This is a genomic window from Pseudomonas putida, assembly GCF_025905425.1.
Lineage (GTDB): Bacteria > Pseudomonadota > Gammaproteobacteria > Pseudomonadales > Pseudomonadaceae > Aquipseudomonas > Aquipseudomonas putida_AF.
The window spans coordinates 4,610,593-4,637,567 of sequence record NZ_CP109603.1; the positions used below are offsets into that span (position 1 = coordinate 4,610,593).

General features: G+C 63.9%; 22 protein-coding genes. 14 read left to right on the top strand and 8 right to left on the bottom strand.

Annotated elements, in window-relative coordinates; translation table 11 throughout:
• Positions 1 to 86: 86 nt before the first annotated feature.
• The 4 genes from speA to OGV19_RS20765 form a co-directional block, all read right to left on the bottom strand.
• Positions 87 to 2,000, bottom strand: a complete 1,914-nt coding sequence (gene speA, locus OGV19_RS20750) for an arginine decarboxylase (RefSeq protein ID WP_264310445.1) — start codon at positions 1,998 to 2,000, stop codon at positions 87 to 89.
• Positions 2,001 to 2,152: 152 nt separating this feature from the next.
• The gene (locus tag OGV19_RS20755) at positions 2,153 to 2,524 is read right to left on the bottom strand and encodes a translation initiation factor Sui1 (protein WP_264310446.1); all 372 of its coding nucleotides are present in this window, start codon (positions 2,522 to 2,524) and stop codon (positions 2,153 to 2,155) included.
• Positions 2,525 to 2,798: 274 nt separating this feature from the next.
• A complete protein-coding gene (locus OGV19_RS20760) occupies positions 2,799 to 3,335 on the bottom strand; it encodes an NUDIX hydrolase (RefSeq protein WP_264310447.1) in 537 nt (178 codons plus the stop codon).
• A gap of 2 nt (positions 3,336 to 3,337) precedes the next feature.
• Positions 3,338 to 4,405, bottom strand: a complete 1,068-nt coding sequence (locus tag OGV19_RS20765) for a DUF2333 family protein (RefSeq protein ID WP_264310448.1) — start codon at positions 4,403 to 4,405, stop codon at positions 3,338 to 3,340.
• Positions 4,406 to 4,655: 250 nt separating this feature from the next.
• Between OGV19_RS20765 and OGV19_RS20770 the strand changes: the two genes are divergently transcribed.
• The 7 genes from OGV19_RS20770 (at position 4,656) to OGV19_RS20800 (ending at position 13,917) form a co-directional block, all read left to right on the top strand.
• A complete protein-coding gene (locus tag OGV19_RS20770; RefSeq protein WP_264310449.1) occupies positions 4,656 to 6,014 on the top strand; it encodes a GGDEF domain-containing response regulator in 1,359 nt (452 codons plus the stop codon).
• A gap of 332 nt (positions 6,015 to 6,346) precedes the next feature.
• Complete coding sequence (locus tag OGV19_RS20775) at positions 6,347 to 8,092, top strand: methyl-accepting chemotaxis protein (RefSeq protein ID WP_413470146.1); 1,746 nt, start codon at positions 6,347 to 6,349, stop codon at positions 8,090 to 8,092.
• Between the two features lie 220 nt (positions 8,093 to 8,312).
• A complete protein-coding gene (locus OGV19_RS20780) occupies positions 8,313 to 10,091 on the top strand; it encodes a protein-disulfide reductase DsbD (protein WP_264310451.1) in 1,779 nt (592 codons plus the stop codon).
• 179 nt (positions 10,092 to 10,270) lie between these two features.
• Entirely contained in the window at positions 10,271 to 10,723 is a 453-nt protein-coding gene (gene aroQ / locus OGV19_RS20785; RefSeq protein ID WP_008093086.1) for a type II 3-dehydroquinate dehydratase, read from the top strand.
• Positions 10,724 to 10,823: 100 nt separating this feature from the next.
• On the top strand, positions 10,824 to 11,288 hold the full coding sequence (accB, locus tag OGV19_RS20790) for an acetyl-CoA carboxylase biotin carboxyl carrier protein (protein WP_264310452.1): 465 nt from the start codon (positions 10,824 to 10,826) through the stop codon (positions 11,286 to 11,288).
• A gap of 17 nt (positions 11,289 to 11,305) precedes the next feature.
• On the top strand, positions 11,306 to 12,661 hold the full coding sequence (gene accC, locus OGV19_RS20795; RefSeq protein WP_264310453.1) for an acetyl-CoA carboxylase biotin carboxylase subunit: 1,356 nt from the start codon (positions 11,306 to 11,308) through the stop codon (positions 12,659 to 12,661).
• A gap of 320 nt (positions 12,662 to 12,981) precedes the next feature.
• Positions 12,982 to 13,917: an IS110 family transposase gene (locus OGV19_RS20800; protein WP_264309880.1), complete on the top strand. Its 936-nt coding sequence runs from the start codon at positions 12,982 to 12,984 to the stop codon at positions 13,915 to 13,917.
• 204 nt (positions 13,918 to 14,121) lie between these two features.
• Here OGV19_RS20800 and OGV19_RS20805 read toward each other — a convergent pair whose 3' ends face one another.
• Positions 14,122 to 15,975, bottom strand: coding sequence for a sigma-54-dependent Fis family transcriptional regulator (locus OGV19_RS20805; protein WP_264310454.1), 1,854 nt, complete (start codon positions 15,973 to 15,975; stop codon positions 14,122 to 14,124).
• 283 nt (positions 15,976 to 16,258) lie between these two features.
• On the opposite strand from OGV19_RS20805, the gene OGV19_RS20810 reads away from it, so the two are divergent.
• The 7 genes from OGV19_RS20810 to OGV19_RS20840 all read left to right on the top strand — a co-directional run bounded on the left by OGV19_RS20810 (position 16,259) and on the right by OGV19_RS20840 (position 24,586).
• Entirely contained in the window at positions 16,259 to 17,314 is a 1,056-nt protein-coding gene (locus tag OGV19_RS20810) for an ATP-NAD kinase family protein (protein ID WP_264310455.1), read from the top strand.
• Between the two features lie 22 nt (positions 17,315 to 17,336).
• A complete protein-coding gene (locus OGV19_RS20815) occupies positions 17,337 to 18,314 on the top strand; it encodes a thiamine pyrophosphate-dependent dehydrogenase E1 component subunit alpha (protein WP_027594944.1) in 978 nt (325 codons plus the stop codon).
• A gap of 33 nt (positions 18,315 to 18,347) precedes the next feature.
• The gene (locus tag OGV19_RS20820) at positions 18,348 to 19,370 is read left to right on the top strand and encodes an alpha-ketoacid dehydrogenase subunit beta (RefSeq protein WP_264310456.1); all 1,023 of its coding nucleotides are present in this window, start codon (positions 18,348 to 18,350) and stop codon (positions 19,368 to 19,370) included.
• Positions 19,367 to 20,473, top strand: a complete 1,107-nt coding sequence (locus OGV19_RS20825) for an acetoin dehydrogenase dihydrolipoyllysine-residue acetyltransferase subunit (protein WP_264310457.1) — start codon at positions 19,367 to 19,369, stop codon at positions 20,471 to 20,473. The genes OGV19_RS20820 and OGV19_RS20825 overlap by 4 nt, the downstream gene beginning before the upstream one ends.
• A 54-nt stretch (positions 20,474 to 20,527) precedes the next feature.
• On the top strand, positions 20,528 to 21,592 hold the full coding sequence (locus tag OGV19_RS20830) for a 2,3-butanediol dehydrogenase (RefSeq protein WP_264313983.1): 1,065 nt from the start codon (positions 20,528 to 20,530) through the stop codon (positions 21,590 to 21,592).
• Positions 21,593 to 22,180: 588 nt separating this feature from the next.
• Positions 22,181 to 23,914, top strand: a complete 1,734-nt coding sequence (locus tag OGV19_RS20835) for a C13 family peptidase (protein WP_264310458.1) — start codon at positions 22,181 to 22,183, stop codon at positions 23,912 to 23,914.
• A 27-nt stretch (positions 23,915 to 23,941) separates the two neighbouring features.
• On the top strand, positions 23,942 to 24,586 hold the full coding sequence (locus tag OGV19_RS20840) for an oxidoreductase (RefSeq protein ID WP_264310459.1): 645 nt from the start codon (positions 23,942 to 23,944) through the stop codon (positions 24,584 to 24,586).
• A 75-nt stretch (positions 24,587 to 24,661) separates the two neighbouring features.
• Here the strand turns inward: OGV19_RS20840 and OGV19_RS20845 are convergent, their stop codons facing one another.
• The 3 genes from OGV19_RS20845 to mpl are packed head-to-tail and all read right to left on the bottom strand — an operon-like array spanning position 24,662 to position 26,921.
• Complete coding sequence (locus OGV19_RS20845) at positions 24,662 to 24,949, bottom strand: YceK/YidQ family lipoprotein (RefSeq protein WP_264310460.1); 288 nt, start codon at positions 24,947 to 24,949, stop codon at positions 24,662 to 24,664.
• The gene (gene ubiX, locus OGV19_RS20850) at positions 24,946 to 25,575 is read right to left on the bottom strand and encodes a flavin prenyltransferase UbiX (protein WP_264310461.1); all 630 of its coding nucleotides are present in this window, start codon (positions 25,573 to 25,575) and stop codon (positions 24,946 to 24,948) included. Before ubiX ends, OGV19_RS20845 begins: the two co-directional genes overlap by 4 nt.
• Positions 25,572 to 26,921 (bottom strand): UDP-N-acetylmuramate:L-alanyl-gamma-D-glutamyl-meso-diaminopimelate ligase, encoded by a 1,350-nt coding sequence (mpl, locus tag OGV19_RS20855; protein ID WP_264310462.1) that lies wholly within the window; start codon positions 26,919 to 26,921, stop codon positions 25,572 to 25,574. The genes ubiX and mpl overlap by 4 nt, the downstream gene beginning before the upstream one ends.
• Positions 26,922 to 26,975: the final 54 nt, after the last annotated feature.

A 26,975-nucleotide genomic window follows, 5' to 3' on the forward strand; every position in this document is an offset into this window, starting at 1 on the left:
CCTCATTTTCGCGACGCAAGGCCGCTCCCACAGGGTTAGCGCGCCATCTAAATGGCAGCGCTAGCTTGGGGAAGCGGCCCCGGCGATTACGAGGACAAATACGAAGAGCGGGTCAGGCCCAGGCGCAGCGCATCCAGGAACTGAGTCCGCTCACGCGCAGTGATCTTGGCGCTGGCCACCTTGTCGCGGTAGTGGGTCATCAACTCCTCCGGCGACAAGTGCACGTAACGCAGCATGTCTTCGATGGTGTCGTGGGTCTCGATACCGGCGTGGTACACGCTGCCATCGGCGTTCTGGTAGATGTTCACCGAGTCGGTGTCACCGAACAGGTTGTGCATGTCACCCAGGATTTCCTGGTAGGCACCGACCAGGAACACACCCAGCAGGTAGTCCTCGCCTTCCTTCAGCGCATGCACTGGCATGCTGGTCTCGATGCTCTGCTCGTCAACGTACTGGTTGATTTTGCCGTCAGAGTCGCAGGTCAGGTCCTGCAGTACCGCGCGGCGCATCGGCTCTTCGTCCAGACGGTGCAGCGGGATGATCGGCAGCACCTGGCCGATGGCCCAGGTATCCGGCAGGCTCTGGAACACCGAGAAGTTGCAGATGTACTTGTCGGCCAGCTTGTCGTTGAGCTCGTCCAGCACCTGGCGGTGCGAACGCTGGCGCGCCTTCAGCGAGTTGTGCAGGCGACGGCACACGGCGAAATAGCACTGCTCGGCCAAGGCCTTCTCGGCCAGGCTGATCTTGCCATCGGCGTACTGCGCGGCCACGTCACCCATGTAGTGGGTGGCGCGCCAGTAGGTCTCGGTGACCATCTCGATGTCGGTCGGGCCAAGCAGGTCGGCCAGCCACTGCACGGTCTGGGGCAGGCTTTCCTTGTTTTCAATGGTCGGTACGTCGTCGTTGTGTTTCTCGACGTCGGTCACCTGGATCACCAGCATGGCATGGTGCGCGGTCAGCGAACGGCCACTCTCGGAGAAGATGTGCGGGTGCGGCAGGCCCTGCGCGTCGCAGAACTCCTTGAGCATGCCCACCACTACGCCGGCATAGTCATCCATGTCGTAGTTGATCGAGCTGGCATTGCGCGAGTGGGTGCCGTCGTAGTCCACACCCAGGCCACCACCGACGTCGATGTGATCGACCGGCAGGCCCAACGCACGCAGCTCGCCGTAGTAACGGATGGCTTCCTTGAAGCCGTGCTGGTAGTCGGCCAGGTTGGCGATCTGCGAGCCCATGTGGAAGTGCAGCAGGCGGATACCCTGGTCAAGGCCTGCATCGCGGAAGCGCTGCACCACCGAAATAAGCTGCGCGGCAGACAACCCGAACTTGGACTTCTCACCACCGGTGTCGGCCCACTTGCTCGACGCCAGCGACGACAGGCGCACGCGCAAGCCAACCTGCGGCTTGACCTTGAGTTCGGCGGCCTCGTCGATCACCAGGGCGACCTCGGATTCCTTCTCGATGACGATGAACACGTTGTGGCCCAGCTTCTGGCCCATCAGCGCCAGGCGGATGAACTCCCGGTCCTTGTAACCGTTGCAGACGATGGTGCCGCCCTTCGGCGCCAGCGCCAGCACTGCCAGCAGCTCGGGCTTGGAACCGGCCTCCAGGCCAATCGAGACGTTCTGGGTGGCGATGATGTTTTCCACCACCGCTTCCTGCTGATTGACCTTGATCGGGTACAGCGCGGTGTACTGGCTCTGGTACTCAAGACGCGCGATGTTGGCGTCGAAGGCTCCGGTCAGCTGGCGCACGCGGTCTTGCAGAATGTCGGGGAAGCGCACCAGCAGCGGCAGCGACAACCCGCTCTGGCGCAGCTCGTCGACCTGTTCGAACAGGTCGATCGGCGCGCTCTGGGGGCCGTTAGGGCGCACTTCGACGCGCCCGGCTTCATTGATGGCGAAATAACCAGCGCCCCAATGGCGGATGCCGTAAACACTGCGGCTGTCGGCCACGGTCCATTGGCTACCATCGTCTTTGCGTGTGCGTCGTACGGACATTCAAGTCCCCTATAAATAAGTCCAAGACACTGCCCCAACAAAAGGGCCGGCGCAGTGTAGAAGCTGAAAATGACGATTCGTCCAGTTCAGGGGTAGACCCTTCCAACAGGAACGAGTTTAGAAAGCACTGGGCAAAAATTCGCGCACTGGCCTCAGCCGCCGGACTTTTTAGCCTTGAAACCCTGTTTGGTCAGCTCGTCGATCAACAGCTCGACATGGTCGCCCTGAATCTCGATAACACCGTCCTTCAAGGCGCCACCGGTACCGCAGCGGCGCTTGAGCGTTGTGGCCAGCTCCTTGAGCTGATCGAGGGGCAGCGGCACGCCGGTGACAGTGGTCACGGTCTTGCCACCGCGGCCTTTGTTTTCACGGCGCACACGGGCAATGCCATCGCCTTGCGGGATGATTTGCTGCTTGCAGATGCAGGCATCCACCGGCTGGCTACAGTCAGGGCAGTGCCGACCGGCATCGGTGGAGAACACGAGACCGCCAAGGGCGGAAAAGGAAGAAGCTTTCTTGGCCACTTTTGTTCCTCTGTGCTGAGGACAAAAACTGGTCGGCGGGAGCCGACCGCGAAGCCCCACTCTGGCAGGGGCGGCGCTACTGCCGCAAGATGCTGCGACAGCCCGAAAAGGGCGCGCAGTGTAACGATAAATCAGGGGATTGCTAAGTACTGGAATGCGCCATTTTGCGAATGTTTTGCGACCCTTCGCGGGCAAGCCCGCTCCTACAGGTACTGCACCGTTCTTAAAGACTCCGGTAAACCTGTGCCCGCGAATAGGCTGCAACGCCGTGCAACTAGGACAAGCTGGCTTTGTACCGCTGCAACGCCGCCAGTGAGTCCGGGCAATACGGCTTGCCCAGGCTTTCTTCCTCCGCCTGCTCCAGGCTGATGAACCGCGCCTCGCTCACCTCTTCCGGCTGCAAGCGCAACGGCGCATCGGACACCGCCGAATACACCGCACACCACAAGCGGTTGTCGGGTTGGTCGAAGTAGAAGCGTTCATGAAAGCGCAGCTCGACGCCGTCGATCCCCAGTTCCTCGGCCAACTCACGCGCAGCCGATTCGGCATACCCCTCGCCCGCCGTCACCATGCCGCCCGCCGCCACATCCCAAAAGCCTGGGTACAGCGCCTTGCTCAAGGTACGCCGGTGCACGCACAACTCACCGGCGCTGTTGAACAGCAGGATGAACGTGCAGCGGCCAATCAGGCCGCGCTCGCGCAGGTCTGCCCTGGGCAGGGCGCCAAGGACCTGGTCGGCCTCATCGACCCAGGCGACCAGCTCACGGTCGGAAGCCGCCCGGTGGGCGGCCTCCTTGGTGCTGATGGCCACGATCAGCCCTGCGACAGCAGCTGACGCAGGTCGATGACCGCAGCGTTGGCCCGGGAGATGTAGTTGGCCATGACCAGCGAGTGGTTAGCCCACATGCCGAAGCCGCTGCCGTTGAGCACCATCGGGCTCCACAGCGCTTCCTGCGAGGCTTCCAGCTCACGGATGATCTGGCGCACGCTCACCGTGGCGTTCTTCTTGGCCAGTACGTCGGCGAAGTCCACCTCGATGGCCCGCAGCAGGTGCGACAGCGCCCAGGCCTGGCCACGGGCTTCGTAGAACACGTTGTCGATCTGCAGCCATGGGGTTTCGACCAGTTCCTCGTCAACCTGCGGCGCCTGGCCAGGCTGTACCGACTCGGTCTTGAGGGTCGTGTTGAGCTTGACCCGGCCAACGCTGGCCGACAGGCGCTGCGACAGCGAACCCAGACGGGTAGCCACATCGCCCAGCCAGTTGTTCAGGTTGTCGGCGCGGGTGTAGAAGATCGCGCCCTTGTCGCCTGCGGCAAGGCGTGTCTGGTAGCGGTTAAGCGACTTGATGCCTTCCTCGAATTCCGACTCGCTCGACGGCAGGATCCAGCTTTTGTTGTCAAAGTTGAAGCGCGGTTCGGCCTTGGCCAGGTCGGCGTCTTCAGTGGACTGCGACTGCGAGCGGGCGAAGTCCTTGCGCAGTGCGCGGGACAGGTCGCGGACCTGAACCAGCACGCCGTATTCCCAGCTCGGCATGTTGTCCATCCACAGCCCCGGCGGGAAGCGGTCGTTGGAAATGTAGCCACCTGGCTTGTCCAGCAAGGTACCGGCGACGGTTTTGAGGGTTTCGATGGTGGTGTAGCCAACTACCATCTGCTGGCCGTTACGCTCGGCCGCGGCCTGGGCGTTCTGCTGCACCGGGAACAGCTCCGGCTCCTGGCTCCAGTACCAGCCCAGGCCGATGCAGACCAGCAGGTACAGACCGATCAGGGTACCCAGGGCACGGCTCCAGAGGCCGCCAAGGTAGCTACGGGCGGCGGCGCCACGGCCATCAACACGCTCGCGGGGTTCGGCTTTGGCCTCGCGGTTTTTCCAGTCCAGCATGGCATTGTCCTTAATCAGTCTCGACGGTTCAGGGGCTTGGACCACAGGCGTGCGCCAGGGTGCCACGGCAAGCCCGCGTCGCAGCACTATAAAGCAGACATGGCCGTACGCATAAGCGACCAAGCAGTCAGTAACTGAATATTCGTTCTAAACCCTTTGTTGACTGAGGGCACTCACCCAAAGGAAAAGAGCTGCTAGCATAGAGCCATCATCGAACCTGCATACCCCCCCACCCATAAGTAGCCAGGACATGAGCGAAGCAGTCGATCCGAGCCAGCAGAGCCCCGCCCAGCACCTGTCGCGTACCGGCCTGCGCAAGGATGACCAGCTCAACCAGGTGCCGTTGCCGCCCCTGCGCAAGCCGGTGTACATCCTGCTGCAGGACCATGAGCGCGCCCAGCGTCTGGCCCAGCAGCTGGAGTTTTTCGGCCTCGGCGTACAGGCCCTGTTCAGTGCCGATGCGTTTCGCGCATCGCTCGCTGAATGCCCGCCATCGGCCATCGTCATGGACGTCGACTTCACCGGCGCCGGCCAGGGCCTGCTTTTGGCCGCCCAGGCTCAGCAACGTGCGCAGCAGCCAATTCCGCTGCTGTTCTTTAGCCATCACGAAACCGACACCCCCACCCGGCTTGCCGCCGTGCGTGCTGGCGGCAAGGAGTTCCTGACCGGCACTCTAGAGGCCTCCAGCCTGCTGGAGAAGGTCGAACTGCTGACCAACGCGACCCCGCACGACCCGCTGCGGGTGCTGATCATCGACGACTCGCGCACCCAGGCGCTGCACACTGAGCGGGTGCTCAGCAGCGCAGGCATGATCACCCGCAGCCTCACCGACCCGATCGGCACCATGGCGGAACTGGCCGACTTCCAGCCCGACCTGATCATCCTCGACCTGTACATGCCCGCCTGCACCGGCCCGGAGCTGGCCAAGGTGATCCGCCACAACGACCGCTACGTCAGTGTGCCGATCATCTACCTGTCGGCCGAGGACGACCTGGACAAGCAACTCGATGCCATGAGCGAAGGCGGTGATGATTTCCTGACCAAGCCGTTTCGTTCGCGCCACCTGATCACCACCGTGCGCAACCGCGCCGCCCGCGCCCGCCACCTCAAGGCACGCATGGTGCGTGACAGCCTCACCGGGCTGTACAACCACACTCATATCCTGCAACTGCTCGAAGACTGCAGCTTCCGCGCCCGGCGCGAGCAGCAGCCGTTGAGCTTCGCCATGCTCGATATCGACCGCTTCAAGCAAATCAACGACCGCCATGGCCACCCCATGGGCGACCGGGTGATCAAGAGCCTGGCATTGTTCCTCAAGCAACGGCTGCGCAAGACCGACTTCATCGGCCGTTATGGCGGCGAAGAGTTTGCCATCGTCATGCCCAATACCGCACTGGACGCTGCGCACAAGGTGCTGGACGAAATCCGCCGGCGTTTTGCCGAGATCCTTTATCCGGCGCAGCCGCGTGACCTGAACTGCACGTTCAGCGCCGGCGTGGTACAGCTGGACGACGAGCTGGATGCACTGACCATGGCCAGCGCAGCGGACGAGGCGTTGTACCGGGCCAAGCACGCGGGGCGTAACTGCGTGGTGCGCGTGGAGCCCTAGGCAGGCAAAGTGCCATCTTTTTTTTGACGCCAGGACACAGACGTCATCACTGCGTAACAAAACCGCAATAACTTCAGGCGCTTACCTCGCCCCCTCCCCGCAGGAAGTTCGCGGCTATGCGCCTGAAGTGGCTGACCAATTTCAACACCCTGTTGCTGGTGACTGTCTGTATCGCCCTCGGCGTGACCTTGTGGTGGTCACAGCGTGCCCTGGAGCGCCCCTATCAGATGATGGAGCGCTACCTGGGCCTGTCCCAGCAGTTCCAGAACCAGGCGGCGCGCAACATTCAGGCCTATTTGGCCAGCGGTGATGCCTTGCGCCATGCCGCCGCCATGGAGGCCAACCAACAGTTGCAGGCGGCATTGGCCGAATGGCCCGACGCGCTGGCCAACAAACTGCGCCCCAGCCTCGACAGCCTGCAGGCCTTTACCGCCGAAGAACTGCTGGCGGCCGGCAAGTTGGCCGGCGACCCGCAAGCACTGCTGTTGCAGGCCGAGCGCGAACTGGGGGCCAACTTCGAACAACTGGCCGGTTACGCCCGCGACAGCGGCAGTGCCGAGGCCAACCGTTACCTGGTGCCCTTGCTTGATGCCAGCGTGCACCTGGGGCGCCTGTCGCTGGCCCGCGACAAGCTGGTCAGCAGCGGCCGCCCGGAACTGGCCGACGAAGTGGAGCGCGAGCTGCAACTGATCCGCACCCAGGCTCAGGCCCTCGACAGCTTGCCGTTGTTGGGCATTACCCGTGCGGCCGAGTCCAATGCCGACGATTTCGCCGCCATGATGGGCCTTCAAACCCAGGCCAGCGAGCAGCAGGAAGACATCGCCGTGGGCCTGAAGCGCGAACTGCAGAGCCTGCTCAATCGCTACCCGGCCGAACTGCAACGCACCCGCGAGCAGATCGAGCGCCGCGCCGCCCTGGCCGCCAGCACTGGCCAGCGCCTCGACGCGGTGCAACACGCCATCGCCGGGCTGGAGCCGGAAGTCCGTGGCGAGCACGCCAAAATTGCCGCCGAAGTGCGTATCAGCCAAGGCCTGATGATTGGCCTGATCCTGCTGATCGCCCTGCTCATCGACACCCTGCAAAGGCGCTTGGCGCGCACCTTGACCAGCCTGGCCCCGGCCCTGTCGCACTGGGCCGAGGGCGACTTCGCCGCCCCCATCAGCCTGGGCAAGACCAACCGCGAGCTGCACGACATCCAGGCATCGCTCAACCGCCTGCGCCAGTACCTGGTGGAGCTGGTCGGCACCCTGCGCCACAATGCCGAGCAAGTGGCTGGCAGCAGCCACGCCCTGGCCGGCATGAGCGCCGCTCTGCACGACGGTGCCGAGCGCCAGGCCGGCGACACCGGGCAGATCCGCGACGCGCTGGGTGAGTTGGAAGCGACCATTCAGCAAGTGGCCGGCGATGCCAGCGCGGCCGCCGACGCCAGCCGCGATGCAGGGCGGGCGGTGGAACACGGCCAGGCGGTGATCGGCCAGAGCTTGTCGGGTTTGCGTGAGCTGGTCGACGAGGTGCAGGGCAATGCCCGCATGATCGAACAGTTGGCTGAAGAGTCCGCCACCATTGGCGGTGTGTTGACGGTGATCCGCTCGATTGCCGAGCAGACCAACCTGCTGGCCCTCAACGCCGCGATCGAAGCCGCCCGCGCCGGCGAAATGGGCCGCGGCTTCGCCGTGGTGGCTGATGAAGTGCGCTCGCTGGCACAGCGCACTACGGGCGCGACCGGCGAGATCCAGGCGCTGATCGACCGTTTGCAACAAGCGGCTAGAGGCTCGGTGGCGGGCATGCGGGCCCAGCTCGAACATGCCGAAGCCACCGCCAACCAGGCCCAGGCTGCAGATGGCGCGCTGGATGAAATCGTCCGCGCCATTCGGACCATTGCCGATACCGCCGTGCGAATTGCCGATGTCACGGCGCAACAGAGCGGCGCGGTGAGCGAGATTCGCGACCACAGCGAACGGATTCATGCGTTGGGCGAGGACAACTTGCAGCGCATTGGCGAGGGGCGTGAGCAAGGGGAGCAATTGCTGAACCTGGGCAGCGAGCTGAGTACGGCTGTGCGGGCGTTCAGGGTTTGATTGTTTGCCTGTGCCGGCCCTTTCGCGGGGCAAGCCCGCTCCCACAGGATCTTCTCTGCGTTCGAGGTTGGCGGTAAACCTGTGGGAGCGGGCTTGCCCCGCGAAAGGGCCAGTACAGGCGAATCAGCCATCGGCCATGTGTCGCACTCCCAGACGCCACACGCCAAACCAAGACCAACTCCGCTATCATGCCCAGCACGTTCCACCTCGCGAGTCCGCCATGCGCCGCCTGTTTCTCCTGCTGTTCCTGCTGCTGGCCAGCCCTGCCTTCGCCACGGGCCTGCTCGACAATCGCCCCAGCGCCACCCTCGGCGCCGCTTCGCTGTCCAACACCGCCGATTTCCTGCCCGTGCACGAAGCGTTCAAGCTCAGCCTGATCCAGGCCGACGCCCAAACCATCAAGCTGCGCTTCGTCGCCACCGACGGCTATTACCTTTACCGCCACCGTTTCCAGTTCCGCACGGAACCGGCCGACGTTGCCTTGGGCGCGCCCGTCATCCCCAAGGGCGAAGCCAAGCACGACGAGTTCTTCGGTGACGTCGAGGTGTATCACGGTGTGCTCGACATCGAACTGCCACGCACCGACCCACGCGCATTCACCCTGTTGGTGGGGTACCAAGGTTGCGCCGACAAGGGCCTGTGCTACCCGCCGGAAACCGAGCGCCTGAGCATCGATGGCGAAGGTGGCACCCGCAGCGCGGCACCTGCCACAGGTGAACAGGCCTGGAGCTGGAAATCCCTGCTGCTGTTCTTCCTCGCCGGCGTCGGCCTGACCTTCACCCCCTGTGTACTGCCGATGCTGCCGATCCTCTCTGGCGTGGTCCTGCGCGGCCAGGCCGGCGGCCTGCGCGGCCTTGCGCTGTCGCTTGCTTACGTCATTTCGATGGCTGCCAGCTTCGCCGTGCTGGGCGCGCTGATGGGCCTGTTCGGCGCGGGCCTGAACCTGCAGGCGCGGCTGCAGTCGGCGTGGATTCTGGTGCCTTTCGCGCTGTTCTTCGTGGTGTTCGCCCTGGCCATGTTCGGCCTGTTCGAACTGAAGCTGCCGCACGCCTTGAACAGTCGCCTGGACACGCTCGCCCACCGCACCAAAGGTGGCTCGCTAGTAGGTGCGGCGGTACTGGGTGTGCTCTCCAGCCTGCTGGTGTCGCCTTGCGTGTCGGCGCCACTGGCCGGTGCGCTGCTTTATATCAGCGCCAGCGGCGATGCCTTGGGGGGCGCGCTGAAGCTGTTCGCCCTGGGCCTGGGCATGGGTGCGCCGTTGCTGCTGGTGGCCACCGGCGGGGCGGCCTGGCTGCCAAAGAGCGGGCCTTGGCTGAACACGGTGAAAAACGCCATCGGTGTGTTGCTGCTGGGCCTGGCCATCGGCCTGCTCAGCCGCGTACTGCCGGGGCCGCTGACCTTGCTGCTGGTCGGCTTCCTGGCGGCCGGCGTGGCGTTATTCCTTGGCGCCCTGGAATTCGTCATCAAGACCCCGCGCCAGCGCCTGGCGCAACTGCTCGGCCTGGCCTTGCTGGTCTACGCCCTCGCCTGCTGGTACGGCGCCCTGAACGGCCAGGGCGACCCCCTGCGTCCATTGCCTGCACCCACCCTGGCCGCAGGCGGCACCAGCCCCGCCGCCACGGCCGATGCCTGGCAAACCATCACCACCCCCGCCGCGCTCGACGCCGCCCTGGCCCAGGCCAAGACCGCCGGCCAGCCGGTGCTGCTCGACTGGTACGCCGACTGGTGCATCAGTTGCAAGGTGATCGAGCACGAAGTGCTCAATGCACCCCAGGTGCAATCGCAACTGAGCGCCTTCACCTTGCTGCGCTTCGACATCACCGAAAGCAATGCCGAGCAACGCCCCCTGCTGGACCGCTATCAACTGTTCGGCCCGCCTGCGCTGTTGTTCTTTGCACCGAACGGCAGCGAAATGACCACTGATCGGGTGATTGGCGAGATAAACGCCGGCGATTTTGCCGGGGTTGTGACGCGCGTGCGCGGCAAACTCGGTCTATAACTTCCCGCGGGCCACGAAAAATCCTCAATAGAGTGACCGGATTTAATCATCCGGTCACATACTTCGCGCGAATCTCGGACATCGTGCTGGCTATTGCAGGGAACTGGACACTTGCAGTCGCTTTGCGGCACACTCGCCGCGCTGTGTCGAATTGCCCTACAAATCCAAGGAATCCGCAGATGGCTACGCTACTGGTGCTCCACGGCCCCAACCTCAACCTGCTCGGGACCCGCGAGCCGGGCCACTACGGCGCCGTGACCCTGGCCCAGATCAACCAGGACCTGGAGCAACGTGCCCGCGCCGCAGGCCACCATCTGCAATACCTGCAGAGCAATGCCGAATACGAACTGATCGACCGCATTCACGCCGCACGCAACGAGGGTGTGGACTTCATCCTGATCAATCCGGCTGCTTTCACCCACACAAGTGTCGCATTACGTGACGCATTGCTTGCGGTGAGCATCCCATTCATCGAAGTGCACCTGTCCAACGTGCACAAACGCGAACCGTTCCGTCACCACTCCTACTTTTCCGATGTAGCCGTAGGGGTGATTTGCGGCTTGGGCGCCAGCGGTTATCGCCTGGCCCTGGAGTCCGCGCTGGAACAACTGGCTGCCAACGCACAGCCCTGATGACAGAGACCCTGGCCTAAGTGGGCCGGGGTTAGAGAGAAACGTTTTAGACACGTTTTCAATTACGCCCCCTGACCGAACCTTTGGGAGTTGATGATTAATGGATATCCGTAAAGTCAAGAAACTGATCGAACTGCTGGAAGAGTCTGGCATCGACGAACTGGAGATCAAGGAAGGCGAAGAGTCGGTCCGTATCAGCCGTCACAGCAAGACCCCAGCTGCTCAACAGTTCTACGCACCGGCCCCGATGGCTGCCGCACCTGTAGCGGCTCCAGCCGCTGCCGCCGCTGCACCTGCCGCCGAAGCCGCTGCCGCTGCACCTGCCCTGAAAGGCACCGTGGTTCGCTCGCCAATGGTCGGTACCTTCTACCGCAAGCCATCGCCGACCTCGCCTAACTTCGCTGAAGTTGGCCAGTCGGTGAAAAAAGGCGACACCCTGTGCATCGTCGAAGCCATGAAGATGATGAACCACATCGAAGCCGAGTTCGGCGGTGTCATCGACGCCATCCTGGTAGAAGACGGCCAGCCGGTTGAGTTCGACCAGCCGCTGTTCACCATCGTTTGAACCGCGGAGAGCCAACGATGTCTGCGAAGCTCGAAAAAGTCCTGATCGCCAACCGCGGGGAAATTGCCCTGCGGATCCTGCGTGCCTGCAAAGAGCTGGGCATCAAGACCGTCGCCGTGCACTCCACGGCTGACCGCGAACTGATGCACCTGGGCCTGGCAGACGAATCGGTCTGCATCGGTCCTGCGCCATCCAAAGGTTCCTACCTGCACATCCCGGCGATCATCGCTGCCGCCGAAGTGACTGGCGCCACCGCGATCCACCCGGGCTACGGCTTCCTGGCCGAAAACGCCGACTTTGCCGAGCAGGTAGAGAAATCCGGTTTCGCCTTCATCGGCCCCAAAGCCGACACCATTCGCCTGATGGGCGACAAGGTTTCGGCCAAGGACGCGATGATCAAGTCGGGCGTACCGACCGTACCAGGCTCTGACGGCCCGCTGCCGGAAGACGAAGAAGTCGCCCTGGCGATTGCCCGCGACGTCGGCTACCCGGTGATCATCAAGGCCGCCGGTGGCGGTGGTGGTCGCGGCATGCGTGTGGTGCACAAGGAAGAGGACCTGATCTCTTCGGCCAAGCTGACCCGTACCGAAGCCGGTGCTGCGTTCGGCAACCCGATGGTCTACCTGGAGAAGTTCCTGACCAACCCACGTCACGTGGAAGTTCAGGTACTGTCCGACGGCCAAGGCAACGCCATCCACCTGGGCGACCGTGACTGCTCGCTGCAGCGCCGCCACCAGAAGGTGCTGGAAGAAGCGCCGGCACCGGGCATCGACGAGAAGGCCCGTCAGGAAGTCTTCAAGCGTTGCGTCGATGCGTGCATCGAAATCGGCTACCGCGGTGCGGGTACTTTCGAGTTCCTGTACGAGAACGGTAACTTCTACTTCATCGAGATGAACACCCGCGTACAGGTTGAGCATCCGGTGTCGGAAATGGTCACTGGCATCGACATCGTCAAGGAGATGCTCAGCATCGCCGCTGGCAACAAGCTGTCGTTCCGCCAGGAAGACGTGGTGATTCGTGGTCACTCCCTGGAGTGCCGGATCAACGCCGAAGACCCGAAGAAGTTCATCCCGAGCCCAGGCAAGGTCAAGCACTTCCACGCCCCAGGTGGCAACGGCGTTCGCGTCGATTCGCACCTGTACAGCGGTTATTCGGTTCCGCCGAACTACGACTCGCTGATCGGCAAGCTGATCACCTACGGCAAGGACCGCGAAGAAGCCATGGCGCGCATGCGCAATGCCCTGGACGAGATCGTCGTCGACGGCATCAAGACCAACATCCCGCTGCACCGCGACCTGGTGCGTGATGAAGGTTTCTGCAAAGGCGGCGTCAACATTCACTACCTCGAGCACAAACTGGCCAGCCAGGAGTGATCGCGTAGTGTGATGTACCAAAAACCCCGGACGAGTTCCGGGGTTTTTTATTGGCTGGGATACCGTGCATGGCACCGGCTTCGCCGGTGTTCGCGGGGCGAGCCCGCTTGTGTCTTGGAGAGGGAATAGAATCTGAAGTGAGAGCGGTGAATGGCAAGCTGATAGCCCGAGGTGCCCAGAGCACGTGTGGGAGCAAAAGCTGCCATTCACCGTTCCACTTTGGCGAGAGCCCGAACAGTTGGATGAGGGGCGTAATCTCGAATCACAAGCGTGGGCCAAGCCAAAGCGCTCTCACTCCTTGAGTTTAAGAGGGTTTGGCCATGTCTTCCTCTGTCGGCATCGATGTTTCCAGTGCCACACTTGCTGTTCACATCCGTCCTGAGGGGGTGAACTTCAGTGTTTCCAATGACTTGAAGGGATTCCAACTGCTCGTCGAAAAGCTTGGCGAGTATGCAATTTCAATGGTCTTGCTCGAAGCTACCGGTGGCTACGAGTGCAATGTCCTCAAAGCGCTGCAGGATGCCGATTTTCCGGTTTGCCGGATCAATCCCAGTCGTGCCCGGGACTTTGCCAAGTCGATGGGTAAACGCGCCAAGACCGATCCCATTGACGCAGCTGTTTTGGCTCACCTGGCTGAAGTTATGCCCCCACGGCCTTGCCAGGTGATGACACCCGAGCGGGCTTTGCTGCGCGAACTGCTTATGCAGCGGGATCGCTTCGTCCAACAGCGCGACGATGACAAGCGGCGCCTGAAGCAGGCGCGGGCTCCCAGTGTTTGTTTGCGGTTGGAACAACACATCGCCTATCTGAAGGGTGAAATTCGAGCGCTGGAACAAGAGATCGCACAGCAGGCAGCAGCTTTGCCTGATGATCGGGTTAAACAGCTCACTCAAGTCAAAGGAATTGGTCTGATTACTGCCGGAAAGCTGATGGCCTTGCTGCCAGAGCTGGGCCAGGTGGATAAGAAGGAAATTGCCGCCTTGGTCGGTGTTGCGCCGTTCAACCAGGACAGCGGCAAGCAGTCGGGCAAGCGTTCAATCTGGGGGGGACGCTCACAAGTCAGGCGGGCGCTCTATATGGCCTGCTGGGTGGTGATACGGCACAACAAGGACTTCTGCGAGCGCTACAAAGCACTGCGAGCCCAGGGGAAGTGCGCGAAAGTATCGGTGGTGGCGTGTATGCGAGTATTGATAGTGAGGCTAAATGCGATGCTCAAGACCGGAACGCCCTGGAAGGAGCAAATAGCTCATTCGTAGGAGCAAGCCTTGCTGGCGATGCCCGGCACAGCCGGGCCTGGGGCGCTACGCGCCCCATCGCCGGCAAGGCCAGCTTCCACAAGAAGACAGTTGCTCCCACATCTGCTTCGGGCCCGAAACAAATGTGGGAGCGGGCTTGCCCCGCGAAGCGCCGCGCGGGCGGCGCTCGATCTCACAGGCGCTGAAAATCCTGAGGCAAGCCCATCACCCTTTCATTCTAGGCATCTCGATCCGGTGCTCATGCACCCGCCTGTACAGCGTCGCCCGCGATATCCCCAACGCCCGCGCCGCATCAGCCGGCTTCCAGCGGTGCCGGATCAACGCATCGAGCAACAGTTGCCGAGCCGGGCTGCAGGCATCCACTTCGGCAGAAGCCACGGCATCGCCACGCACCTCCTGCGGTAAATCTTCAAGCCGCACCCACCCGCCCTCACTCACCGCGCAGGCATAGCGCAACACCTGGCGCAGTTGCCGCAAATTGCCCGGCCAGCGGTACAGCAACAGCGCCTGCAGCGCATCGTCGGCCAGCACCACCTCGACCCCGCAGGCCTCGGCTTCTTCGACCAGCAACCGATGAATCAAGCCCAGCCGATCCTCCCGCTCACGCAACGGCGGCAATTCGAACCTGGCGTTGGCCAAGCGGAAGTACAGGTCCTCGCGAAAGCGCCCGTCCGCCACCATCGCCGCCAGGTCCCGGTGCGTCGCGCAGATCACCTGGATGTCCACCCGCTCACGCCGGGCCGCCCCCAAGGGTGCCACCTCGCCCTCGGCCAGCACGCGCAGCAGGCGGGTTTGCAGGTTCAGCGGCATGTCGCCGATTTCGTCGAGAAACAGGGTGCCGCCATCGGCCTGCTGCAAAAGCCCTTGCATGCCTTTGCTGGAGGCACCGGTAAATGCCCCGGCCACATAGCCGAACAGCTCGCTCTCGATCAGGCTTTCGGGGATGGCTGCGCAATTCAAGGTGACGAAGGGCCCCTCACGCCGCTGGCTCTGCAAATGCAACTGACGGGCGAAGACTTCTTTGCCCGAACCCGTCTCGCCTTGCACCAGCACCGCCAGGTTGCAGTCCTTGACCCGCGTGGCCAGGCGTAAATGCTGCTCGATGCGCGCGTCCTGCGTTTGGCGCAGCGGCTGCGGCCGCTGGCGCCGTTGCGGCGCGCTGACCCGGCCATACAGCTCGCCCCAGCCTGGCAGGCGTTGCGCCGAGGCCGCGTTGATGCAGCGCAGTTGGCCCAGGTCGAACAGCTCGCCGATGTGCTCAGGCAAGCGGCCCAGGCGCTCAACCAGCCGCTGGCGGGCCAGGCTGTTGATCGCCTGCAGGCGGCCGTCGGCATCCCAGGCCAGCAGGTAGTCCGGCTGGCTCTCGACGTAGCCCGGCGTGCCGTGCGCGCGCATGACCCAGTGGCCCTGGGCACTGTGCATAAAGAACGCGTTTTCTATCTCGCGTGCGGTCTGCTCGACCAACTGCCGAATCAAGTGCTGGCTGCGGCGATCGTCCGGGGACTGCAAGGCCGACACATCCACCACGCCAAGCAGCTCGCCAAGCGGGTCGAACACCGGCGCCGCCGTGCAGGTCAGGCCAATGAAGGCGGCGCGAAAATGATCGCGCTTGTGCACCGTGACGGGCGCCTTGCTGGTCAGCACCGCCGCCACCCCACAGGTGCCCTCCTCGCCTTCCGACCAACAGGTGCCCAGGTACAACCCCGCCTTGCGGCAGTCATTGCGGATGGCTGACTCGACCCGGTAATCGATGGTCTGCCCCTGGGCATCGGTAAGCAGCACGCAATAGTCGGCGCCGCGCACCTGCTCATGCAGCCGCGCCACGGCATCGCTGGCAATGCGCAAAAACAGCTCCGCGCGCTCGCGGCACTCGTTAAGCAGGCTTTGGGAAAGGATACGTGGCCCCTGCTGGGAGCCTGGATCGAGGCGATACAGGTCCATGGAGCGGCGCCAGGAGTCGAGGATCAGTGGCGGCACCGGCGCCTGTGGCAGGCGATCGGCGTTTTTCAGCACCCGGCTGACGCAGTCGACATGGGCTCGGGAGTTCGCGGCAAGCATTCAGGCCCTCCGGTTCTCATTGCTGTTTTTATCGTTGTGCGGCCATTAAGCACTTGCGCACAAGCCCCGACAAGCACTGTGTGATTACCGGCTCGCTTGAGACGCAGCGTCTCAGCGTCTCGGCAAACGCAGCCGCGCGGTGGCACCCCGCGTCTCGCCGGCCCTGCCCGGGACACACCAAACCCTATCGAGAAACCGCTCTGGCACGGCCACTTCAGGCAGCTCGAAGAAAGCTGGCACCGCCCTTGCTCTGTCCCTGACAAACAAGAACATGAGGTGCGCCATGCCGCAACCCACCCCGACTGTCGGGATCATTGCCAACCCTGCCTCCGGCCGCGACCTGCGCCGCCTGACCGCCAGTGCCGGGCTCTATTCGAGCACCGACAAGGCCTCGGCGATCCAGCGCCTGCTCGCCGCCTTCGGTGCCACCGGCATTGGCCGGGTGCTGCTGCCGACCGACATGACCGGCATCGCTGCCGCCGTGCTCAAGGCCAGCCAAGGCCCCGGCGCCCGCGACCAGCACTGGCCGAGCATCGAGATTATCGACCTGCCGCTGACCCAGACCGTTGCCGATACCCGCTTGGCCACCCGGCGCATGGTCGAGCACGGCGTGGCGATGATCGCGGTGCTCGGCGGCGACGGCACCCACAAGGCAGTCGCTGCCGAGGCCGGTGACATTCCACTGCTGACCTTGTCCACCGGCACCAACAATGCCTTCCCTGAACTGCGCGAAGCCACCAGCGCCGGCCTGGCAGGTGGCTTGCTCGCCAGCGGCCGGGTGCCCGCCAGCATCGGCCTACGCCGTAACAAGCGCTTGCTGGTGAAGGTGCCCGAGCAGCAGCTGGCCGAGTGGGCCCTGGTGGAGGTCGCCGTGTCGCCCCAGCGCTTCATCGGCGCCCGCGCCCTGAGCCGCAGCGAAGACCTCAGCGAAGTGTTCGCCTGCTTCGCCGAACCCCACGCCATTGGCCTGTCCGCCTTGTGCGGCCTGTGGTGCCCGGTGTCTCGCCAGGACGCCAACGGCGCCTGGGTACGCCTGAACCCCGGCGCCGAACAGGCCCTGCTCGCCCCCCTGGCACCTGGCCTGCTGCAAGGCTGCGGCATCACCGCCAGCGGCCCGTTGACGCCAGGCGTCGCCCATCGCCTGAGCCTGGCCAGCGGCACCCTGGCGCTGGACGGCGAACGCGAGATCGAATTCGCCGAACACGACACGCCCACCATCACCCTGGACCACCAGGGCCCGCTCACCGTGGACGTCGAGGCCGTGCTGGCCCACGCCGCCCGCCATCACCTGCTGGCCGTTGCGCGCGGCCACCGGCTACACCCTGCAACCGCGTGTTGAGACAACCCTGGAGAACAACAAGATGTCCAATCAACTCAGTACAGAACAATTGCTGCATGCCTATGAAGTGATGCGCACCATCCGCGCATTCGAAGAGCGTCTGCACGTGGAGTTCGCCACCGGCGAGATTCCCGGCTTCGTCCACCTCTATGCCGGTGAAGAAGCGTCCGCCGCAGGCGTCATGGCCCACCTGCGCGACAGCGACTGCATTGCCTCGACCCACCGCGGGCATGGCCACTGCATAGCCAAGGGCGTGGATGTATACGGCATGATGGCCGAGATCTACGGCAAGAAGACCGGTGTGTGCGGTGGCAAAGGGGGTTCGATGCACATTGCCGACCTGGAAAAAGGCATGCTCGGCGCCAACGGCATCGTCGGCGCCGGTGCGCCACTGGTTGCCGGCGCCGCCCTGGCCGCCAAGCTCAAGGGCCGCGATGACGTGTCGGTGGCCTTCTTCGGCGACGGCGCCTCCAACGAAGGTGCAGTGTTCGAAGCCATGAACATGGCCTCGATCATGAACCTGCCGTGCATCTTCGTCGCCGAGAACAATGGCTATGCCGAAGCCACCGCCTCGAACTGGTCGGTGGCCTGCGACCATATTGCCGACCGCGCCGCCGGCTTCGGCATGCCTGGCGTGACCATCGATGGCTTCGACTTCTTCGCGGTGTACGAAGCCGCTGGCGCGGCCATCGAGCGGGCGCGCTCCGGGCAAGGCCCGTCGCTGATCGAGGTCAAGCTCAGCCGCTACTACGGCCACTTCGAAGGGGATGCGCAAACCTACCGCGCCCCGGACGAAGTGAAGAACCTGCGCGAGTCCCGCGATTGCCTGATGCAGTTCCGCAACAAGACCACCCGGGCCGGCCTGCTCAGCGCCGAACAGCTGGACGCCATCGACGCGCGTGTCGAAGACCTGATCGAAGACGCCGTGCGCCGCGCCAAGTCCGATCCCAAGCCACAGCCCGCCGACCTGCTCAGCGACGTCTACGTCAGCTACCCCTGAGCCGCGGATTACAAGAACAAGAGGAGAATCACCATGGCAAGAAAGATCAGCTACCAGCAGGCCATCAACGAAGCCCTGGCCCAGGAAATGCGCCGCGACAGCACGGTGTTCATCATCGGTGAAGACGTGGCCGGTGGTGCGGGTGCGCCCGGCGAGGAAGATGCCTGGGGCGGCGTGCTGGGCGTGACCAAAGGCCTCTATCACCAGTTCCCAGGGCGGGTGCTCGATGCGCCGCTGTCCGAAATCGGCTATGTCGGCGCCGCCGTCGGTGCCGCAACCCAGGGCCTGCGCCCTGTGTGCGAACTGATGTTCGTCGACTTCGCCGGCTGCTGCCTGGACCAGATCCTCAACCAGGCCGCCAAATTCCGCTACATGTTCGGCGGCAAGGCGGTCACCCCGCTGGTGATGCGCACCATGTACGGCGCCGGGCTGCGCGCGGCCGCCCAGCACTCGCAGATGCTCACTTCGCTATGGACGCACATCCCCGGCCTGAAGGTGGTCTGCCCGTCCTCGCCGTACGATGCCAAGGGCCTGTTGATTCAGGCGATTCGCGACAACGACCCGGTAATCTTCTGCGAGCACAAGCTGCTCTACAGCATGCAGGGCGAGGTGCCGGAAGAGGTTTACACCGTGCCGTTCGGCGAAGCCAACTTCCTGCGTGATGGCGACGACGTAACCTTGGTGACCTACGGCCGCATGGTCCACATCGCCTTGGAAGCCGCCAACAACCTGGCCCGCCAAGGCATCGACTGCGAAGTGCTGGACCTGCGCACCACCAGCCCGCTGGATGAAGGCAGCATTCTGGAAAGCGTGGAGAAAACCGGCCGCCTGGTGGTGATCGACGAGGCCAACCCGCGCTGCTCCATGGCCACCGACATCAGCGCACTGGTGGCGCAGAAGGCCTTCGGCGCCCTCAAGGGCCCGATCGAGATGGTCACTGCGCCACACACGCCGGTGCCGTTCTCCGATGCCCTGGAAGACCTGTACATCCCCGACGCGGCGAAGATCGAGGCCGCTGTGCGCAAGGTGATCGAAGCTGCAAGGAGCGCCGCATGAGCCAGATCCATACGCTGACCATGCCCAAGTGGGGCTTGTCGATGACCGAGGGCCGGGTGGACACCTGGCTCAAGCAGGAAGGTGACCCCATCAGCAAAGGCGACGAAGTGCTGGACGTCGAGACCGACAAGATCAGTAGCAGCGTCGAAGCCCCCTTCAGCGGTGTGCTGCGCCGCCTGGTGGCCCAGCCGGATGAAACATTGCCGGTCGGCGCATTGCTGGCCGTGGTAGTCGAAGGCGAAGCCGACGAGGCCGAGATAGATGCCGTGGTGCAGCGCTTCCAGGCCGAATTCGTCGCCGAAGGTGGCGCGGACCAAGTGCAAGGGCCTGCCCCGCAAAAAGCCGAAGTGGGCGGCCGCCTGTTGCGCTGGTTCGAACTGGGCGAAGGCGGAACGCCGCTGGTGCTGGTGCATGGCTTTGGCGGTGACTTGAACAACTGGTTGTTCAACCACCCGGCATTGGCGGCCGAACGCCGCGTCATCGCGCTCGACCTGCCGGGGCATGGTGAATCGGCCAAGGCCCTGCAACGCGGCGACCTGGATGAACTGAGCGAAAGCGTGCTGGCGCTGCTCGACCACCTGGAGATTCCCCGGGCCCACCTGGCGGGGCATTCGATGGGCGGCGCGGTCAGCCTGAACGTGGCGCGCCTGGCGCCGCAGCGGGTGGCCAGCCTGAGCCTGGTGGCCAGTGCAGGCCTGGGGGCGGCGATCAACGGGCAGTACTTGCAAGGTTTCGTGGCCGCGGCAAACCGCAACGCACTCAAGCCGCAGATGGTGCAGCTGTTTGCCGACCCGGCGCTGGTCACCCGGCAGTTGCTTGAGGACATGCTCAAGTTCAAGCGGCTGGAGGGCGTCGACGCAGCGTTGCGCCAGCTGGCGTCGGCCATCGCCGAAGGCGACCAGCAGCGCCACGACCTGCGCGGTGTGCTGGGGCAGCATCCGGCGCTGGTGATCTGGGGCGCCAAGGACGCGATCATCCCGGCCAGCCATGCCGAAGGGCTGGAAGCCGAAGTGCTGGTGCTGCCAGACGCCGGCCACATGGTGCAGATGGAGGCGGCCGAACAGGTCAACCAACAATTGCTCGCCTTCCTGCGCAAGCACTGACCCCTACGCGTGAGCCTGGAGACAATAAAAATGAATGACCTGAGCCACACTCACATGCGCGCTGCCGTCTGGCATGGCCGCCATGATATCCGCGTCGAACAGGTGCCCTTGCCTGCCGACCCTGCGCCTGGCTGGGTGCAAATCAAAGTGGACTGGTGCGGGATCTGCGGCTCCGACCTGCATGAATACGTCGCAGGGCCGGTGTTCATCCCGGTAGAGGCGCCCCACCCGCTGACCGGCATTCAGGGCCAGTGCATCCTTGGCCACGAATTCTGCGGCGAAATCGCCAAACTCGGCGAAGGCGTCGAGGGCTTTGCGGTCGGCGACCCGGTGGCGGCGGACGCCTGCCAGCATTGCGGCACCTGCTACTACTGCACCCATGGGCTGTACAACATCTGCGAGCGACTGGCCTTCACCGGCCTGATGAACAATGGCGCCTTCGCAGAGTTGGTCAACGTCCCCGCCAACCTGCTGTACCGGCTGCCCCAGGGGTTTCCGGCAGAAGCCGGCGCGCTGATCGAGCCGCTGGCGGTAGGCATGCACGCGGTGAAAAAGGCCGGCAGCCTGCTTGGGCAAACCGTCGTGGTGGTGGGCGCTGGCACCATTGGGCTGTGCACCATCATGTGCGCCAAGGCCGCTGGCGCGGCGCAGGTCATTGCCCTGGAAATGTCCTCGGCGCGCAAGGCCAAGGCGCGCGAAGTGGGTGCCAACGTGGTGTTGGACCCTAGCCAATGCGATGCCCTGGCCGAAATCCGCGCACTGACTGCCGGGCTTGGTGCGGACGTGAGCTTCGAGTGCATTGGCAACAAGCACACCGCGAAGCTTGCCATCGACACGATTCGCAAGGCGGGCAAATGCGTGCTGGTGGGGATCTTCGAAGAACCCAGCGAGTTCAACTTCTTCGAACTGGTGTCCACCGAGAAACAGGTGCTCGGGGCCCTGGCGTACAACGGGGAGTTTGCCGATGTAATCGCCTTCATCGCTGACGGAAGGCTGGATATCCGCCCGCTGGTGACGGGCCGGATCGGGCTTGAGCAGATCGTCGAACTGGGCTTCGAAGAACTGGTGAACAACAAGGAGGAGAACGTGAAGATTATCGTTTCGCCGGGCGTGCGTTGATGTAACAAAAGCTCAAAGCCTGTCGCCCCCTGTGGGAGCGGGCTTGTCCCGCGAACACCGGCGAAGCCGGTGCCATGCTCCGCGTGGCCTCATTCGCGGGGCAAGCCCGCTCCCACAATGACCACTGTTCTCTGCGTGACAGCGCACCCCCAAGAGGCTGGGCAATCTCTCATAGAGCAAAACTTAACTCACTGAGTTAGCAGCGACTCTGTGGGAGCGGGCTTGTCCCGCGAACACCGGCGAAGCCGGTGCCATGCTCCGCGCGGCCTCATTCGCGGGGCAAGCCCGCTCCCACAATGACCACTGTTCTCTGCGTGACAGCGCACCCCCAAGAGGCTGGGCAATCTCTCATAGAGCAAAACTCAACTCACTGAGTTAGCAGCAACTCTGTGAGAGCGGGCCAGTCCCGCGAACACCGGCGAAGCCGGTGCCATGCTCCGCGTGGCCTCATTCGCGGGGCAAGCCCGCTCCCACAATGTGGACTGCCCCAAGAGGCTGGGCAATCACCCACAGATTCCCCCAATGCGCTCGCTGTCTCAGGATCCCATTCTGCGTCATACTCGGCAGACCTATTGCCCGGTCTCCACCATGCGTCCACTGCTCCCTATCACCTTGATCCTGTTGCTCGCCGCGTGCGGAGATGGCGAATCGCTATTACCTCCGGACGCGCGCCTGCCTGACGGCGGGCGTTACCGGGGTGAGGTGGTCGACGGCCTGCTGCAGGGCGAGGGCCGCATCGACTACCCCAACGGCAGTTGGTACGCCGGTGGTTTCAAGGATGGCCAGTGGCATGGTCAGGGCGAGTGGCACGGTCGAAATGGTGAAGTCTACCGTGGCCAGTTCGCCGAAGGCCTGTTCCAGGGGCTGGGCGACCTGACCACACCGGGCAGCCACTATGCCGGTACCTTCAAGCACGGCCGCCGCGACGGTGAAGGCACCCTCAAGCAAGCCGACCAGACTTACCGTGGCCAGTTCAAAGACGACCAGTACGAGGGCGCGGGCGAGTTGGCGCTTGCCGACGGCAGCCGCTACCAGGGCCTGTTCGCCAAGGGCAAGCCGAACGGCGCCGGGGTGCGCAGCGATGCCAGCGGCAACCAGTTCAGCGGCCGTTTCGTCGATGGCCAGCTGCAAGGCAGCGGTACCTACAACAGCGTCGACGGCGAGCAGTACATCGGCGAATTCAAGGACAACCGCCTGGAGGGCCGCGGCCGCTATGAAAGCGCCGACGGCGACGTATGGATCGGCGAGTTCAAGGACGGCTCACTCATTGGCGAAGGCGAACTGCTCGGCAGCGATGGCAGCCACTACAAAGGCGGTTTCGTTGACTGGCACCTTGCTGGCCAAGGCAACCTGAAACTGGCCGACGGCAGCCAGTACATCGGCGGCTTCGAAAACGATGCCTACCATGGCCAGGGCCGACTGACCCTGGCCAACGGCAAGGTCGAGGGCGGCACCTGGGTCAACGGCGTACGCGTGCGTGACGCAAAAGGTACGCTGTTGCCCGACCCGCTGGACCTGGCCCTGCTCAATCAGGGCCGCCTGCTGGAAGACGCGCTGGCGCGCGTACCGCACAGCGCACCGGCGATCCAGCTTTACAGCCTGGTAGTGGCCGGCGATGGCCAGCAAAGCGTGTTCCTGCGTGAAGCCGACTATGTCAGCAACATGCTCAAGGTACGTTTTGGCGCCCGTGGCCAGGTCACCCTGGTCAATCACCGTGACCACATGGCCAGCCGCCCCATGGCCACCCGCGAAAACCTCACCCGCGCCGCCCGCACCCTGGCCGAGCGCAGCGGCCCCGAGGACCTGGTGTTCATCTACCTCACCAGCCACGGCAGCCACGACCACCAATTGGTACTCGACCAACCACGCCTGCAACTGGCCGACCTGCCCGCCGACGAACTGGCCAGTGCCCTGGCACCGCTGAAAGATCGCGACAAGGTAATCGTCATCTCTGCCTGCTATTCCGGGGGCTATATTGCACCGCTCAAGGACGATCGCACGCTGATCATGACGGCCGCGCGCGCCGATCGGGTGTCTTTCGGATGCTCCGAAGAAGCTGACTTCACCTACTTTGGCGATGCCCTGTTCGCCGAAGCGCTCAACCAGACCGACGACCTGAAACAAGCGTTTGAACTGGCGCGCGCCAGCGTTGCCGAAAGAGAACTAAAGGAAGGTTTCGAAGCCTCTGAACCGCAGCTTTGGGCGCCGCCAGCAGTACTGGCACACTGGCAGCACCTAAGGCGGCAACAGGCCGAAGAAGCGCTACGCAATGCTGCACAGGCCACCGTGGAGGAGCAGGCAAAAAAGCCCCGCAACCACTAAGCTTGTGTGTAACAAGGGAGAGACATCATGTATTTGACGCCTCAGCATGTCTTGCTTGCCGGTGCCACGGGTCTGACGGGTGAACACCTGCTCGACCGCCTACTCAACGAACCGACCATCAGCCGGGTGCTGGCGCCTACTCGCCGGCCACTGGCCGAACACCCGCACCTGGAAAACCCAGTGGGCGACCCGGCGGTGTTCCTCCCGCAGCTGGCGGGGCGTGTCGATATCGCCTATTGCTGCCTGGGCACCACGCTCAAGCAGGCAGGCTCCGAATCGGCGTTCCGCGCCGTGGACCTGGACATGGTCGTGGCCTTCAGCAAACGTGCCAGGGAACTGGGAGCACGGCACCTGCTGGTGGTCAGCGCACTCGGCGCCGACCCTAAGTCGTCGATCTTCTACAACCGGGTCAAAGGCGAAATGGAAGAGGCGCTCAAAGCCCAGGACTGGCCGCAGTTGACCATTGTCCGGCCCTCGCTGTTGCTGGGTGATCGCATTAAGCCGCGCTTTGGCGAGCAACTGATTTCGCCGCTTTCCAAGCTGATACCTGGGAAGTATCGGGGTATCGAGGCGTGCACCCTGGCGCGGGCGCTGTGGCGCTTGGCGCTGGAGGAGGAAGACGGGGTGCGGGTTATCGAGTCGGATGAGCTGCGCCGGCTGGGCAAAAACTAGCATCGCGGTGGGTGGCACGGGCTTCGCCCGTGCTCGCGGGGCAAGCCCGCTCCCACAGGGGCGTCGATACCGTCATCACAGGCCGCCGGTAGCTTGGAAGCCGACCCCCGCCGCCGTCAGCAACGACAACGGCAACAGCAGGGTATCAAGCAACAGGCTGCCGGGCAGATCCAGCCCAGGATAAGCCGGTGCCAGCGCCCCGAAGTGATCCTTGGGGCAGCACCCGCCGTTCATCACATACAGGTCCAGCCGGGTCCCGGCATACACCACCGGCGCGCCCGGCTTGTTGGCATCCAGGGTGCGCACCGTGGCGCAGCCACTGAGAAGCGTCAGCACCATCAACCCCGACAGCGCTCGCTTCAATCATCCACCCCGAAGTGATGCTCACCCCAACGCGGCAGCATGTCCTGGGGAATGTCCAGCAGGTTGAGAATGCGCGCAACGACGAAATCGATCAGGTCGTCGATGGTCTGCGGCTGATGGTAGAAGCCTGGGGCCGCCGGCAGAATGACCGCACCCATCTGCGACAGCTTGAGCATGTTCTCCAGGTGGATCGTCGAAAACGGCGCCTCGCGCGGTACCAGGATCAGCTGGCGACGCTCTTTGAGCGTGACGTCAGCGGCACGCTCGATCAGGTTGTTGCAAGCGCCGGTGGCAATCGCCGACAAGGTACCCGTGGAACACGGCACCACCACCATCGCCGCCGGCGCGCCAGAGCCCGAGGCCACCGGCGACATCCAGTCTTCCTTGCCATACACGCGGATCTGCCCATCGGCAGCGCCGGTGTATTCGGTCAGAAACGCCTGCATCGCCTGGGGCTTTGGGGGCAACAGCACGTCGGTTTCGGTGGACATCACCAACTGCGCGGCCTTGGAGATGAGGAAGTGCACCTCGCGGTCCTCACGTACCAGGCAGTCGAGCAGGCGCAGGCCATATTGGGCGCCCGAAGCGCCCGTCATGGCCAGGGTGATGCGCGCCGGCCCGCTCACTTCAGCGCCTCGGCCAACTTGCCGTGCAGGCCGCCGAAGCCGCCGTTGCTCATGATCACCACGTGGGTGCCTGGGCGCGCCTGACCCTTGATGCGCTCGATGATCGCCTCCAGGCTGTCGGCGACCACGCTCGGCACCTTGCACTGCGCTGCCGTGGCGGCCAGGTCCCAGCCCAGGTTGGCCGGGGCGTACCAGATGACCTGGTCGGCATCGTTGACGCTCTCTGGCAGGCCGTCACGGTGGGCGCCGAGCTTCATCGAATTGGAGCGTGGCTCGATCACCGCGATCACTGGCGCTTCACCGACGCGCTTGCGCAGGCCGTCGAGGGTGGTGGCAATAGCCGTCGGGTGGTGGGCGAAGTCATCATAAATGGTCACGCCCTGAACCTCGGCGACCGTCTCCATACGCCGTTTAACGCTCTTGAAGGCGCTCAGCCCGGCGATGCCCATGGCCGGCACCACACCAACATGGCGAGCGGCGGCCAGGGTGGCCAAGGCGTTGGCAACGTTGTGCTGACCGGTTAGCGCCCAATCGACCACGCCCTGGGCTTCGCCCTCGAACAGCACTTCGAAGCGCGAACCGTCGGGGCTGAGCAGGCGCGCCTGCCACTGCCCGCCTTCACCGGTGGTTTGCACCGGGGTCCAGCAGCCCATGCCGATGACCCGCTCCAGCGCCTGCTCGGTGGTCGGATGAATCACCAGGCCTTCGCTCGGAATAGTACGCACCAAATGGTGGAACTGCCGCTCGATGGACGCCAGATCGGGGAAAATATCTGCGTGATCGAACTCAAGGTTGTTGAGGATCGCAGTGCGTGGGTGGTAGTGAACAAACTTCGAGCGTTTATCGAAGAACGCACTGTCGTATTCATCGGCCTCAACCACGAAGAACGGGGTGTCGCCCAGACGCGCCGACACCGAGAAGTTCTGCGGCACACCGCCGATCAGGAACCCCGGGCTCATGCCCGCGTGCTCCAGCACCCAGGCCAGCATGCTGCTGGTGGTGGTCTTGCCATGGGTACCGGCGACGGCCAGCACCCAGCGGCCCTGCAGCACATGGTCGGCCAGCCATTGCGGGCCAGAGACATAGGGCAGGCCCTTGTTCAGCACGTACTCCACCGCCGGGTTGCCCCGCGACATGGCGTTGCCGACCACCACCAGGTCGGGTGCCGGGTCTAGCTGAGCCGGGTCGTAGCCCTGGGTCAGTTCGATGCCCTGGGCTTCGAGCTGGGTGCTCATCGGGGGATAGACATTGGCGTCGGAGCCGGTGACGCGGTGGCCAAGCTCTTTGGCCAATACCGCCAGGGAACCCATGAACGTGCCGCAAATACCGAGAATGTGAATATGCATGGTCGACCTCGCAAAACATCGAGGCAGGGTAGCCCAGGGCGCGGGAAATCGCAC